The 14,531-nt window shown below is 46.8% G+C and carries 12 protein-coding genes; 4 read left to right on the top strand and 8 right to left on the bottom strand.

The features are described 5' to 3' along the window. Positions 1 to 19 precede the first annotated feature (19 nt). The 5 genes from AC3FZD_RS11935 to AC3FZD_RS11915 form a co-directional block, all read right to left on the bottom strand. Complete coding sequence (locus AC3FZD_RS11935) at positions 20 to 4,096, bottom strand: CHAT domain-containing protein (protein WP_488736240.1); 4,077 nt, start codon at positions 4,094 to 4,096, stop codon at positions 20 to 22. A gap of 6 nt (positions 4,097 to 4,102) precedes the next feature. Then, entirely contained in the window at positions 4,103 to 4,855 is a 753-nt protein-coding gene (locus tag AC3FZD_RS11930) for a DUF928 domain-containing protein (protein WP_488736239.1), read from the bottom strand. A gap of 386 nt (positions 4,856 to 5,241) precedes the next feature. Next, positions 5,242 to 6,591: a glutathione-disulfide reductase gene (gene gor, locus AC3FZD_RS11925; RefSeq protein ID WP_488736238.1), complete on the bottom strand. Its 1,350-nt coding sequence runs from the start codon at positions 6,589 to 6,591 to the stop codon at positions 5,242 to 5,244. A 166-nt stretch (positions 6,592 to 6,757) separates the two neighbouring features. After that, a complete protein-coding gene (locus AC3FZD_RS11920) occupies positions 6,758 to 7,156 on the bottom strand; it encodes a type II toxin-antitoxin system VapC family toxin (protein ID WP_488736237.1) in 399 nt (132 codons plus the stop codon). Next, positions 7,153 to 7,398: an AbrB/MazE/SpoVT family DNA-binding domain-containing protein gene (locus AC3FZD_RS11915; RefSeq protein ID WP_488736236.1), complete on the bottom strand. Its 246-nt coding sequence runs from the start codon at positions 7,396 to 7,398 to the stop codon at positions 7,153 to 7,155. The genes AC3FZD_RS11920 and AC3FZD_RS11915 overlap by 4 nt, the downstream gene beginning before the upstream one ends. A gap of 556 nt (positions 7,399 to 7,954) precedes the next feature. On the opposite strand from AC3FZD_RS11915, the gene AC3FZD_RS11910 reads away from it, so the two are divergent. The 4 genes from AC3FZD_RS11910 to AC3FZD_RS11895 all read left to right on the top strand — a co-directional run bounded on the left by AC3FZD_RS11910 (position 7,955) and on the right by AC3FZD_RS11895 (position 10,447). After that, complete coding sequence (locus AC3FZD_RS11910; RefSeq protein WP_488736235.1) at positions 7,955 to 8,608, top strand: Uma2 family endonuclease; 654 nt, start codon at positions 7,955 to 7,957, stop codon at positions 8,606 to 8,608. 34 nt (positions 8,609 to 8,642) lie between these two features. Beyond that, on the top strand, positions 8,643 to 9,404 hold the full coding sequence (gene tatC, locus AC3FZD_RS11905) for a twin-arginine translocase subunit TatC (protein ID WP_488736234.1): 762 nt from the start codon (positions 8,643 to 8,645) through the stop codon (positions 9,402 to 9,404). Between the two features lie 62 nt (positions 9,405 to 9,466). Beyond that, the gene (locus AC3FZD_RS11900) at positions 9,467 to 10,126 is read left to right on the top strand and encodes an NAD(P)H-dependent oxidoreductase (protein WP_488736233.1); all 660 of its coding nucleotides are present in this window, start codon (positions 9,467 to 9,469) and stop codon (positions 10,124 to 10,126) included. Between the two features lie 72 nt (positions 10,127 to 10,198). After that, on the top strand, positions 10,199 to 10,447 hold the full coding sequence (locus AC3FZD_RS11895) for a hypothetical protein (RefSeq protein ID WP_488736232.1): 249 nt from the start codon (positions 10,199 to 10,201) through the stop codon (positions 10,445 to 10,447). A gap of 87 nt (positions 10,448 to 10,534) precedes the next feature. Here the strand turns inward: AC3FZD_RS11895 and AC3FZD_RS11890 are convergent, their stop codons facing one another. The 3 genes from AC3FZD_RS11890 to AC3FZD_RS11880 form a co-directional block, all read right to left on the bottom strand. Continuing rightward, entirely contained in the window at positions 10,535 to 11,263 is a 729-nt protein-coding gene (locus tag AC3FZD_RS11890; protein WP_488736231.1) for a Bax inhibitor-1/YccA family protein, read from the bottom strand. 89 nt (positions 11,264 to 11,352) lie between these two features. Beyond that, positions 11,353 to 11,565 (bottom strand): hypothetical protein, encoded by a 213-nt coding sequence (locus AC3FZD_RS11885; protein ID WP_488736230.1) that lies wholly within the window; start codon positions 11,563 to 11,565, stop codon positions 11,353 to 11,355. Positions 11,566 to 11,670: 105 nt separating this feature from the next. Further along, the gene (locus tag AC3FZD_RS11880; protein WP_488736229.1) at positions 11,671 to 14,502 is read right to left on the bottom strand and encodes a HEAT repeat domain-containing protein; all 2,832 of its coding nucleotides are present in this window, start codon (positions 14,500 to 14,502) and stop codon (positions 11,671 to 11,673) included. Positions 14,503 to 14,531: the final 29 nt, after the last annotated feature.

Below are 14,531 nucleotides of genomic sequence, written 5' to 3'. Positions count from 1 at the left end.
GTCACGGCACTAGGGCAAATTAAGGATTACCAATGAGGGTAAATCCTGACCAATAATAGGGATGGATCAGGTTAAGTTGAATACTGGTATTGAGTTCAGGGGGTAAATCAATTTCGCCAAAATTGCCGATTAATTTACCCTCTTTAATCTGGACTTCTTGGCGCAATAGGGCCATCTGTGCCCTACGCAGAGCAGCAGCTTTGGTGGGTGAGGTTTGTAAGTGATGGTAAAATTCCGCCATTAAGCCTAATGCACCTAAATCGCTGGCATACCATAAGCTGGCTAAGGCTGACTTTGCCCCAGATTGAACGGCTAAACCGGCAAAGCCAAATTCGGCTTGGCGATCGCCTAATGCAGTGCGACAGGCGCTTAATACCAGTAATTCTACGGTCGGATTAGTTAAGTTTAGATCGGAAACTTGATCGAGTCTCAGTTTACGATCCCAAAATTGAATATAAGATTCTTCAATGTTACCCGGTTTGAATTGACCATGGGTGGCTAAATGAATAATACCATAATTCGATTGAGTGCGTTGTTGATTAAAGTTTTCGACAGTTAATTCTTGATTCAAAAAGGCTTTTCCTGGCCAAAGTTGTTCAGAGATGGTACTCAGTTCAACGGGGACGGCGGGTAAGGGAGACTGATCGCTAAATTCAGAAGCTCCCATGGCTAAAACTGGGGTATTTTGCAGATTTTGATAGCGCGTATCGGTTAAGCTTAAGCTGGGAACTAAGCTAAATTGGTATTTTTCAACTAAGAATTGTTTGCCATCATGCAATGCAGCCATGGGTAAGCTACGAAGTCCACTATCTAAACTGAATAATAAGGTGGTAATACCTTGGGCTTCTAATTCCGGTTCTAGAGGCGCAATTAACCATTGATAAAGCTGTTGCGAAGTTTCTAAATAACTGGTGGTGCGGCGACGAGTGGGATCGGCAATTTCGGCTTGAAAGGCTTGGATTTTGGCCATTAATACGGCGTTTGAGGCTTCAGGAATGGAGCGATAAATAGGTTCTCCTGTGGGTGGCACTAACACTAAATCGAGTTGCTCAGAATTAGAAATGATATAAAGTAGGGCTGAAGGGTTCTGAGTTTGGGCGCTTATTTTTTCTAGTTGCTCTTGAATCTGAGGGAAGGTGAGTTGCTGTTGCGGTAAGGGTTTATTTAAGTAATCGGCAAATTCTTGGCTTAAGAGGCGATCGCCTACTTCGACAGCTTGCTGTAATTGTCCTTCATCAAGTAACCGTTGTAAACTGCCCCGACTGATGAGGGCAGTTACTTCTTGTTGAGCATCAACTGTTACTGATGAAGGGGATAATTTGTCAGTGGTTTCCTGGGGAGTAGAGGCGATCGCCTGATTAATACGATTAGTGATATCACTCTGATTCTGGAGAATAGAAGTCGGTGTTGGAGTTGGTGCAGGAGTCGGTGCTGGTGCAGGAGTCGGTGTTGGAGCAGGTGCTGGTGCAGGAGTTGGCACTGGTGCTGGTGCAGGAGTTGGTGCTGGAGTCGGCACTGGTGCAGGAGTCGGCACTGGTGCTGGTGCTGGTGCAGGTGCAGGTGCGGGAGTCGGCGCGGGAGCAGGAGTCGGCACTGGTGCAGGAGTTGGCACTGGTGCTGGTGCAGGAGTTGGTGCTGGAGTCGGCACTGGTGCAGGAGTCGGCACTGGTGCTGGTGCTGGTGCAGGTGCAGGTGCGGGAGTCGGCGCGGGAGCAGGAGTCGGTGCAGGAGTCGGTGTTGGTGCAGGAGTCGGTGCGGGAGCAGGAGTCGGCGCAGGAGTCGGTGCTGGTGTTGGAGCAGGAGTCGGTGTTGGCACTGGTGCTGGTGTTGGAGCAGGAGTTGGTGCGGGAGTCGGCGCGGGAGTCGGTGCGGGAGCAGGAGTCGGCGCAGGAGTCGGTGCGGGAGTCGGCGCGGGAGCAGGAGTCGGCGCGGGAGTCGGTGCTGGGGTTGGGGTTGATTGAATAGTAATGATACCATCCGCACCATTATTTGAACTCGCATCTAAGTCTCCATGGGTGATATTCCCTTCTTGAGTTTGCAACGTAATATCACCACCATCACCATTGTTTGAACTTGAATCAATATCTTGCGTAATCATGTTTCCCTGTTGAATTTCCAAGGTAACATCACCGCTATCACCATTGTTTGAACTTGAATCAATATCTTGTGTAATAATGTTTCCTTGTTGAGTTTTTAAAGTAATATCCCCCCCTCGATTATTATTGCTCCTAGCATCCAACGCTCCTGTCGCAATATTTCCCGTAAAAGCAGTTACAGAAATATCCCCCCCTCGATTATTATTGCTCCTAGCATCCAACGCTCCTGTCGCAATATTTCCTGCAAAAGCAGTTAGAGAAATATCTCCTCCTCGACTATTATTGCTCCTGGTATTCAAATTTCCTGTCGTAATATTTCCTGCAAAAGCAGTTAGAGAAATATCTCCCCCTGGGTCATTATTACTCCTCGTATCCAAGTTACCGAGGCTAATACTAGCGCCAAAAATATTAATCTCTCGACTAGGAGCCTTAATTGTGGCGGAGGAGTCCATGATAAATGAACCTGTGTCATCGCTATCTGCATCAGCCGTAAAGGTAATCGATCCTCCATCTACAAAATTCAGGGAAACACCACTAGCAATGGTGATATTGTTAGTGGCTTGTAGTTCTATCTTACCCGTTTGTTGCTCTAAGATTTGGGCATCGATAGTAATGTCTTCATCGGCCAGAAAATCAAACTCAATAACAGGTAACTTTTTCTCTATTTCTGGGGGATCAAAAGTATTGGAGATGAGAATATTTTTCGGATCGAGTAATAAAGTTCCCCCTTCTCCATTAGGAGCGCTTACATCAACTAGACCGAAAAAAGAGAGAGTTTCTTGACCGGAAACTTCTACAAATCCGCCGTTTCCACCTAATGCGCCTCCTCGTGCTTCTGCTGTGCCGTAAAATTGGGTGGCTCCATCCGACCAAATGATAATTTCGCCCCCATTTCCCCGATCTAAACTATTGGCACGGATCTGGGAATGGGGACTAACTAGCGTTTGTTGGGCGTTGGGCAGGGGGCCTTGTCCTTGGTACGAGCTACCGATGTAAATTTGACCGGCATTTTCAGGACTAGAAGCATCAAGGTTTGCGTCAATGATACCCACTTGAGTGCCAAGGATGTTTATAGTTCCAGGGGTGGGTTGGGTATGAGAAACATCCAGGGTTCCGGAGGCGATCGCCACTCCCGGATTTTGAGGTATTCTAATTCCAGAACCCGTTAACAGCACCTCTCCCTGAGCATTCACCTCAATCTGTGACGCATGGGTTAATGTTCCCCCAGAGAGCAATTCGGCAACAGAGAGAGGGTTAAAGGGAACCGACTGGCGATCGCCAACCGGAAGTTCTAAACTGAGTAAATAGCCATCTTGGGAAATGCGTAGGCTATGATTGCCCGGAACTGCGGCTAAGGTGATGGTTCCCCCTGGTGCATTTAAAGTTCCTAAGTTAATGATTATGCCACCGGTTAAGCTCAAATTTTGACCCGGATTAACCGTTAAGTCACCCCAATTCAAAATCACCCCCGGAGTCGCTCCATCAAACCTAAATTCATTGGGTGTACCGGTCAAAATTTCCCAGTTATTATCCCCCAATGCATTAAACCATTGATTTTCTCCAAAACCAATGCCGGTAGCCGTTGTAGCGTGAAAGGCGGCGGGAACATTCAGTTGGGCATTGGGGCCAAAAATAATCCCCGCAGGATTAATTAAGTAGAGGTTAGAGTTGCCCCCTAAAACTTGGATTAACCCATTAATCGTGGATGGACTTCCCCCATTAATGCGGCTGAAGATATTCTCAATTCCCGGTGTCGATAAAAAATTGGCCACCTGATGGGGATTGAGGCCAAATTGAATAAAACTATGAAATAGATTCGCACCATCAGAGGAAGAACTCCCCCCTTGGATATAAAATTGATTCCCCTGGAAAATGACCGTGGTTCCTGTACCATCAGGAGCGGGTACAATCGTTTGAGCTTGCGCTATGAGGAAATAGTTTCCGCATAACCACAAAGACAAGGTGAGCAGGGGATTCAATCTGTCAATCCGCAGGGACATGGCTAATTATTGACGTTCACTCGGCGAAAGGATTGGGGTTTGGGCAAAAGCATCGAGTTGAACAGAGTGCAGTAGGGTTTTCCATTGACTGGCGATCGCCTGATTTTGGGGATTTTTATTATACAACTTGACCAAGGCAGATAGGGCATCATGCCAAATCCCTGACTTGGCATAGATCTGGGGTAGAGCTTCTGGATTAGCGGCTTGAATTTGGGCAGCTAGTTCTGGAGTCGCTTCCATACGTTTGATCCAGCCGTCCACAATGATATCACCCGTGCGGTCTTGAGGATCGCAAACTAAAGAAAAGTACCAATGGTACAACTTATTGTGTTTTAATCCTTCCATCCCATCTTTAGATAACTCAATACCGACAATTCCCGATGCAGAAGGAGCGGGTAGTTCTTTCTCGTAGATAATGTTTTGGTCGTTTTTGTCCAATAAGGTAAATTTCAGCGTTTTACCTTCCGCTTGGGGCACATACCAAAACAGAGTTGGATGGCTCTCTAAAGTTAAGGCTAAATCTTTGACTGGAACTAAAGCCGTTAAAGGTTCAGCATTAGTATCAGAAACACTACAGCCGCGAGTGCCCACATCTGCCGTTCTGGGGGGCGCTCCTCTTCCTGGAGGATTAAAGGCTTGGGCAATTTCAAAGCTAGATTTAGGCACAGCAGTGGAGGCACTTTGCCAACCCAGAGTTGCCAGGAAGGTTAAGGTGGCTAATTGATAAGTAATTTTTGATAAATGAGTATTCTTTTTCACTTTTGATGACCTGCATTATACGATGGACGCACTCAAGGGTGAGATTTAAAACCTCTCAATTTAAAGGGTCTTCTCCTGCCCGATCCACAGGCTTGTAAGGAGAGACATCCTAATATAACCAGTTTATTTTTTTTTCCTTTCCCTGTCTAACCGAGCAACTACGGATTTTTATTTGAAGTTTTGGTTAAGAGAGTGGCTAGAGTTTTCGATGGAGACTGAAAAACCGATCCTTAAGTTTTTGAGATTGGATTTTCTATTTTCTTCCGGAAGAAATCCCAAAAGGATGTAGTCTATAGATCGATCTTAACTGACTTATTTCTGAAGAAAAAAAGGGGGATTAGACCCCCTGATAGAAGAGAAACCCTTTCACCTCTAGCGCTCAGACCTTAGCGCATGGTGACAAATTCTTCGGCTGAACTGGGGTGGATGCCAACGGTGGCATCAAAGTTGGCTTTGGTGGCTCCCATTTTTAGGGCGATCGCCACCCCTTGGATAATTTCTCCCGCATGTTCCCCCACCATATGCGCTCCTAGAACCTTATCCGTTTCTTCATGCACCACTAACTTCATCAAGGTGCGGTCTTCTCGGCCGCTCACTGTATGATAAAGGGGTCTAAATTTGGCGCGATAAATCTTAATTTTATCCCCATATTGGGCGCGGGCTTCTTCTTCCGTTAATCCCACCGTTCCTGCTTCAGGATGGGAAAAGACGGCTGTGGGGATATTATCATAAGCCATCTGCCGAGATTTGCCGCCAAAATGAGTATCGGCAAAGGCTCTACCTTCACCAATGGCAACGGGGGTTAAATTCACCCGATCCGTACAGTCTCCCACGGCGTAAATATGCTCGATATTGGTGCGACTATTGGCATCAACGGCGATCGCCCCTTTTTCTACCGTTATTCCCACTTTCTCCAACCCTAATTTCTCTATATTGGGTATGCGTCCCGTTGCTGATATCCCCACCGCATCCACAATCACTATTTCTTCCTCATTTTCCCGCTTAACCGTCACCGCTAAACCTTCATCCGTTTTTTCCACCTGCTGAATCACACTTTTATTCAAAATCCGAATCCCATGGCGCTCCATTTCCCCTTGAACATGGGTACGAAGATCTCCATCAAATCCCGGTAAAATCTGTTCGCGGCGGATCACTTCCGTCACTTCCGTTCCCAGTCCATGGAAAATACAGGCAAACTCCACGCCAATATAGCCTCCCCCTAAAATTACCACCCGTTTCGGTTGCTCTGGGAGATGGAAAAGTTGATCGGAAATTAAGGTATGTTCCATGCCAGGAATATCGGGTTTAACCGGTTTACCTCCCACCGCAATCAAAATTTTATCCGCCGTTACCGTATCTTCCCCAATTTTCAGGGTATGAGGATCGACAAACTCGGCATATCCCTGATATAATTTCACATTAGAGCGCTCTAACATGCCCTGATAAATTCCATTCAGGCGATCGACTTCCCCATTGACTGCGCTAATCATTTTTTTCCAGTCCAGGTGACTTTCTACCGCACTCCAGCCGTAGCCTTGGCTATCTGCAAACCAACCGGGAAAATGGGAAGCGTACACCATTAGCTTTTTGGGAATGCAGCCTCGGTTCACGCAGGTTCCTCCCAGGCGATCGAATTCGGCGATACCCACCTTAGCGCCATATTCAGCAGCCCGTCTAGCGCTGGCAATTCCCCCGGAACCTGCACCAATCACAAATAAATCAAAATCGTAACTCATAAGTTGTTTTTCTCCCAATTTTCCCCTATTGTAGTAGACCAAGTAAAATGAATGGGTTTTGTAGGGGCGGGTTTCGCTTCGCGACATGAAACACCCAAATTGAGGACTCCCACCAATTAATATCCTAAACCCGCCCCTACAGTAAGGTGGGCAGTGCCAGAATCAGCTAATCAAGTAGGTTAATACCTTCTGACTGACCCAGTTTTACATCAAATGAAGCTGTTTCCTGGCAACCAGATAATTGATTAATGCGGGTAATCAAATAGTCAGAAAAATCAGCATTCCCTATTTTCATTTGTTGAATTGACCATGAAATTGCTTCTCGATTTTCAAAAACAAAAAGATTAGCATTGAAGAGATTTTCTAGGGTAGCAATCAGGCTTTCTCGGCCCAGTTTATAGCGACTGCGTAAAACCCAAGCGACTTCACACAGCACAATATTATTAATCAAGCAGGGTTCATTCTCTTGTAAGGCTTGCTCAATATACTGATTAGCGATCTGCCATTGCCGTTCATCATCTCGGACTAAAAAACGCACAATGATGTTAGTATCTAATCCCTTCAAACTGACTCTCCTGCACAATCTGAGATTGCCCTATCCATCTCTTCTAGCGAAACAGGTGTTCGTCCTTCTTGATAGAGGATACCCGATAAGGTGCGAACATCAATTTTGGCGGGTTCTAAGTACACTTTACCATCTGGGGAAATGTCAAGATGGATGGAGTCACCAGGTTTGAGTTTCAACCAGTCAATAATTTCTGGGGGTAGGACAATTTCCCCAGAAGGAGTAATTTGAGTTAGTGCCATGATTGGATCTTAATCCGGTTAGCGAGATACAGGTATTTTAACCTGTTTGAAGACAGGGGTGGGGCGGGTTTACGATATTGATGGATGATATAGCAATTTCCTCTGCTATGCGGTACATAAATAGCGGTTTTTAACGATAGCCAGAATAGCCCAAAGCTAAATTGAGTCTGTTGTTCACTCCCCCCACTCCCCCATTCCCCCATTCCCCCACGGAGGGCGCGAAGCGCTGTATCATGTCTGGTTAAACAGTTGTCATTGCGACCGTAGGGAAGCAATCGCGCTTTACATTTCACGCAAGCTTCGCTTTCATGTCCGCGAAGCGGAAACGCAGAGTTTAGCGGGATAGGCGAGATTGCTTCATTCCGCTTCGCTCCATTCGTAATGACATCGTATAAATTTCTGTATCCTAAGTTACTCTTTATCGATCATTTAGAAGCAACCAGCCAGATATTCTTCGTTGTTAATTGTTAATTGTTCATTGTTAATTGTTAGAGAGAAGCGCTATAATCATAAGGGTTATTTTATTAACTTGCATTAATGAATTGGGGCGATCGCATTGACTGCAACTGTTGCCTTTACTCAACCTATCCATCAAATTAATATCGCTCCTGGAAGTACGGTAACCATTCCTGGAGTCAGTTGGCAGGAATTTGAACAAGTTTTACTCGAATGGGGCGAACATCGCAGTGCGAGATTAATCTACAGTCAGAAGACATTAGAAATTATGGTTCCTCTACCGGAACACGAACGACCTAAAGAACTGATTGCTGACTTAGTGAAAGCCTTACTCCGCAAAGCAGGCAGGCGCTTTGAATCTTTCGGATCGACTACATTTAAGCAGGAAGGAATAGCAGCAGTTGAGCCGGATGCTTGCTTTTATATTCAGAATTATGAGCGTATAATGAGTCGCCGTCGGCTGCAAACGGGCGATCCTCCTCCGGACTTAGCCATTGAAATTGATATTACCTCTCGGACTCCCTTAGCTGCGTATGAGGCGATCGCCGTTCCAGAACTCTGGGTGTACGATGGTCAACATCTCACCCTCTATCTCTTACAAGAAGATGGACATAGAGCCTCGAAAACCAGCCCCCTATTTCCCCAAATTAATCTTACAGAAATCATTCCCACTGCTATTAAGCGCTCTTGGCAAGTGGGAAGTAGCCAAGCTTTGGAAGAAGCAGAAATAGCTTGTATAGTCGATTCGTTTTAGAATGAGGCATAGACCTGGTGACTGATAACCTGAAATGACTGTAGAGAGCCAAACGCCAACGGAAGATCCGACTGTAGACCCTCTGGATGAATTGCCTGATGATGTGGAAATGTCGCTGTTTGACCATTTAGAAGAACTGCGGCGACGGTTTTTCTATGCCCTGATTGCGGTGGCGATCGCCGTGGTAGGCTGTTTTCTGTTCGTTAAGCCCATTGTGCAATTCCTGGAAATTCCCGCCGGAGATGTGAAATTTTTACAATTGGCTCCGGGAGAATACTTTTTTGTTTCCATGAAAGTGGCCGGCTATAGCGGCATCATTCTAGCAACTCCCGCGATTCTCTATCAAATCATTCAGTTTGTTCTCCCCGGACTGACGCTCAGGGAACGACGCTTAGTGCTGCCGGTGGTGGTGGGGTCGAGTGTCTTATTTCTCACCGGGTTACTGTTTGCCCAAATGGTGTTAATTCCCGCAGCCCTGAATTTCTTCATTACCTATGGCGCAGAAGTAGTAGAGCAAGCTTGGTCAATTGACCGCTATTTTGAGTTTGTGCTGCTGCTAATGTTTAGCACCGGGTTAGCCTTTCAAGTGCCGGTAATTCAAGTGCTATTGAGTGCATTAGGCATGGTTTCCTCCCAACAAATGCTGGCCGGATGGCGCTATGTGGTGATGGGAGGCGTATTGCTGGGCGCGATCCTCACCCCATCGACCGATCCGGTGACGCAAAGTTTACTCGCAGGAGCCGTTTTAGGGTTATATTTTGGGGGAGTTGGGTTAGTTAAGGCGATCGGTCGTTAAGCCTTGCCTTAAAATAATTCAGGGCGATCGCATCCCCACTAAACTTTCTTGAGAAAACATCTATGACTCTAGACACCCCCTCTGCTGATACCGTCCTCCATCAACTCCACTGGCGCTATGCCACCAAAAAATTCGATCCTACCCGTAAAATCCCTGATGCAGTATGGAACGTCCTAGAACAGAGCTTAGTCCTGACTCCCTCCTCCTTCGGACTGCAACCCTGGAAATTTTTTGTCCTCACCGACTCCCCCCTGCGCCAGCAATTAGTCGAGCATTCCTGGGGCCAAACTCAAGTGGTTGAAGCCTCCCATTTAATCGTATTAGCGATCAAAAAAGACTTTGGTGTAGCCGAAGTCGATCGCTATATCGACTATACAGCTCAAGTGCGAAATACGCCCCCAGAGCAATTAGAAGGCTTTGGGAAAGTAATCAAAGGGTTTATTGGGCGATCGCCCGATCAATTCAACGTCAACGACTGGTCAACCCGCCAAGTCTATATTGCCCTCGGTCAACTCATGACCACTGCTGCCATGCTCGGTATAGACGCTTGCCCCATGGAAGGCTTCGTTCCCGATAAATATGATGAAATGTTGGGATTAACCGACAAAGGCTATCATAGCGTCCTCCTCTGTCCTGTAGGATATCGGGCAGAAGACGATAAATACAGTGAACTGCCCAAAGTTCGCTATCCCACCGCAGAAATTGTAGAGTATATTCAATAGCTTTCTAGGGGCAATTGATGAATTGCCCCTAAAATCAAGATCCTATCCTCTTACTCTCCCCCAAAAACCTTCATGCTAGATGACCTGCTCGATCCCAAAAAAGCCAGGAAGACCTTTAAAAAAAGCTTCTCGACCTTTGAAAAACTGGCCACGAATAGTTTAAGCGATAAAGAAATTTCGGACTTAATCTATAAAGCTAAGAAAAATGGCTTAAGTGATGAAGAAGTGGCCAGTTTACTCGAACAAGGCACAAAAGGCTATAAATTCATTCAGGAAAACTTCATCAGCAAGAAAAAGAAAAAGAAAAAAGAGTATTTTTAATTGCTGATTCTCTAGGAGGAAACTTTACCGTAGTTATAGGGTGCGTTACGCTGTCGCTAACACACCCTACTATTCAAAGGGAATCCCTTAATCTCGGCCAACAATAGAAATTAGTAGGCGCAAGATAAAGATAAACAAGTTAATGTACGTCAGGTACATTGACAAAGCGGCGGATAGATATTGTTCATCTCGATAGGTACGGGGGAGAATAAAGAAATCTACCACCGCAACCCCACAGAAGAGGAAAACCCCAAAACCAGAAATAGCAATTTCTAACCAATTGGGGGTATAAACGCCAAACAGAGCAAAGAGAAACTGGGCTAAAATCACCACGACAAAGGCAACTAAGGCCATTTGAATCGTTTGGGTTAGGGCCAAGCCATCTTGCTCAGAGAGATTTGATCCAATTTGGCGAGCAAGGATAAAAGCTACGCCACAACCGAGAGCAGCAAAAGCAATGCCTTGTATTCCCACCCCATCAGTCCCTAGGGCAACGTAAACTAAGCCACTGAGGGTATAACCAGAGAGGAGACTATAGGTTGCCAGTAAGGGGAGAGCGGTGCTGTTGTTGGCTTTTTCCGCTACTCCTCTAGCGATAAAGAAAAGCACTAACTCAGCAATCATGGCCACAATAAAGCTGGACATGAAGATACTGGGGTTCGTGTTGATGACGGTTAAGCCGCCATAGGTTCCGAGGGCGGTTAAAACCAGACCTCCACCGACATAGGGAAGGGCGTTAGGAATTACATTGGGGCCAACAACGAGTTGTCCCTTTGCTTCGCGAATGTCATTGAGAAAGTTAGAGCTGTTACTCATGGGTGTTTAAGTCAAACGTCACAAAGCCATATCTTCTATTGTGGCGCAAAGCTCTGTAGAGTTTCCAAAAATCACTCAGTTTGTTTAATCTAAATCAGGATCAGCAGGACAATGACGGTCATCAGGGCGAGGATCAGGGCGGAGGGGCGATCGCCTTCATAATCTTGATAATGGCGATCGTGACGATCCAAAGATCGCTCTAATCCACATTTCAAGCAAACGTAGCGACGCGGGTTTCTGGGATCTTGTACAAAAGGACAATTATTTTGGGAACAATCGGTCAAACAAGTTTTTGGAGGCATAAGTAGAAGTCCTCAACCCTGTATAGTGTTGTCTTCTGCAAAGGGTTTAAGGTTCCTTCCGGATATTTATTAGGAATCATATTTTGCACCTAGAAAAAGCCGATATTAAAGCTTTGGGGGGTGAGGAGTGGTGGGGGAGTGCCAGGCTTGATAAAATTCGGGATAGGGGAGATTTTCGGCACACTGCCAGATGACTTTGTAGAGGTTTTTTGGGTAAACTTCATAGCTAAGGCAGCCTTTTAAGGCGGAAACCACCCCTGCATATTGTTGCGGTGTGGCGAGAATTTTTTGCAGACTCTCGGTCGCTTCCCTCCGGGTATCTTCATTCTCAGTTGTGGCGATCAGATTGCCCAAAACAGCGATCGCCTGGGCATTCCCGACACCGATTTTCCCTAAACTCCATGCCGTCCGCGTACGGATCTCTTTATGTTCAGAGGTGGAGATAATTTCGACGCTTTCCTCCAGTGTATGGATATCATAGATATCTCCATCCTCAGTGGTGCGGATAATTTCGACTAACCCAGCGATGGCATCGGCATTTCCTGGGTCAATTTTCCCTAAACTATATGCCGCCCGCCAACGGGTAGATTGATCCTCAGTAGTGGCGAGCATCTCAAGCAACTCAGCGATGGCATCAGCATTTCCTTGTCCGATTTCCCCTAAACTCTCTACCGCCTGATAACGGGTATCTTCATCCTCAGTAGTGCGGATAATTTGGAGCAACCCGGCGATGGCATCGGCATTTCCCCGTCCGATTTTCTCTAAACTACTAGCCGCCAGAGAAAGGGTCCAGTACTCTGTAGTGCGGATAACTTGGAGCAACCCAGCGATCGCTTCGGCATTTCCGACACCGATTTTCCCTAAACTCTCTGCTGCCTGAGAAAGGGTCAAGAGATCCTCAGTGCGGATCATCTCAAGCAACCAGGCGATCGCATCGGCATTTCCTTGTCCGATTTCCCCTAAATTATATGTCGCCTCCCTACGGGTAAATTCATTCTCAGTGGTGCGGATAACTTGGAGCAACCAGGCGATGGCATCGGCATTTCCTGGGTCAATTTGCCCTAAACTCTCTGCCGCCCGCCAACGGGTATTTTCATCCTCAGTGGTGCGGATAATTTCGACCAAACCAGCGATCGCATCGGCATTTCCTTGTCCGATTTTCTCTAAACTCTCTGCCGCCTGCCAACGGGTCAATTCATGCTCAGTATTGCGGATAACTTGGAGCAACCCGGCGATGGCATCGGCATTTCCTGGGTCAATTTGCCCTAAACTCTCTGCCGCCCGCCAACGGGTATTTTCATCCTCAGTGGTGCGGATAATTTCGACCAAACCAGCGATCGCATCGGCATTTCCCCGTCCGATTTTCTCTAAACTCTCTACCGCCTGCCTACGGGTATCTTTATCCTCAGTGGTGCGGAGTACCTCAAGCAACCCGGCGATCGCATCAGCATTTCCTTGTCCGATTTTCCCTAAACTTTCTACCGCCTGCCTATGGGTATGTTTGTTCTCAGTGGTGCAGAGTACCTCAAGCAACTCAGCGATTGCATCGGCATTTCCTGGGTCGATTTTCCCTAAACTCTCTGCCGCCTGCATACGGGTAGATTCATTTTCAGTGGTGCGGAACACCTCAAGCAACCACGCATCGGGACTTCCTGGGTCGATTTCCCCCCAACTCTCTGCCGACGGGCAACGGGTATCTTCATCCTTAGTGGTGCGGATAAATTCGACCAACCCAGCGATGGCATCGGTATTTCCGACACCGATTTTCCCTAAACTCTCTACTACCTGCCAACAGGTAGATTCATTCTCAGTGGTGCAGATAATTTGGAGCAAGCCGACGATCGCATCAGCATTTCCTTGTCCGATTTTCTCTAAACACTCTGCTGCCTGCTTACGGGTATCTTTATCCTCAGTGGTGGCGATAACTTTGAGCAACGCCTCAATTGCCTCTGGGTTGCCTTGTCCGATTTCCCCTAAACTCTCTGCCGCCTGCCGACGGATATATTCTTCTGGGCAATTCTCCATAACGGCACTGAGTTCTGGAATAGCCAGCCGTCGAATGGTTTCTGGTATTGCCTTTCTCGCCCCTTTTGAAATAGGATCGAGCAAACTTGTCCATTTCTGCTTCTGAATATTAAACTCACCAAACCCCCACTTCACCACCTGCCGCACAATCTCAGCCGCCAGGGAACAAGCCTTAAACTCATTAATTCCTGCTGCTGCCAGAAAATAGGCTTGATATTCATAAAAATCTCTGACCCCATCCTTAAACTCAACCAACGCCCGAATAAACGCCTCCTTCTTCTCATCCTCAATATCCCCACGCCCCAACCACAACAAAATCACCTGCTTCCACTGCTTCTCAAAAATCCGATACCGCTTCCCCGCCACCGGACAATTAACATGATTCCGAGGCAAAAAATAATCCCAATCCTCCACCGACAACGCCGCAAAATACTCCTGAAAGGTGGCATGATAAAACGCAAAAATAGCATCGCCGCGCCCATCTGTGCCCACCCGATTTAACCAGCCCAACCGCAACGCCAAATAAGCCAAGGAAGTCTGATCCCATTCCTCCCCTAGATACTCTTCCACCAAAGCCTGTGATAACCGAAATCGCTCCTGGGGCAAATTCAGCGCCGCCTTTGCCAGTTCCCCCAATTGCTGATTCAAATTCTGCTTTAATTTCGTGGTGGTCGTACCACAACGTTCAGCATGGTCTTCCAACTCATGCCAATTCTGATTCCACCCATAAATCTTTCGCAGGTAGCGAGCATATAACTCCGCCTGAGTTTCCGGCAAGGATGACCCATCCCAAGTCATGCAGAGCAAGGTCAAACGCAAGGGGTTTCGGACCAAATCAAGGAGGTGTTCCCGTCCCGGTTCATGGAGGGCGGCAATGAGAGCATCGGCAGGATTTCTAGTTGAATTTGTCATCACATTCTTGTTTGAAAAATCAAACGCTA

This window comes from Roseofilum sp. KMC-1 (genome assembly GCF_057802075.1).
This window is presented reverse-complemented; position numbering and strand designations above follow the sequence as displayed.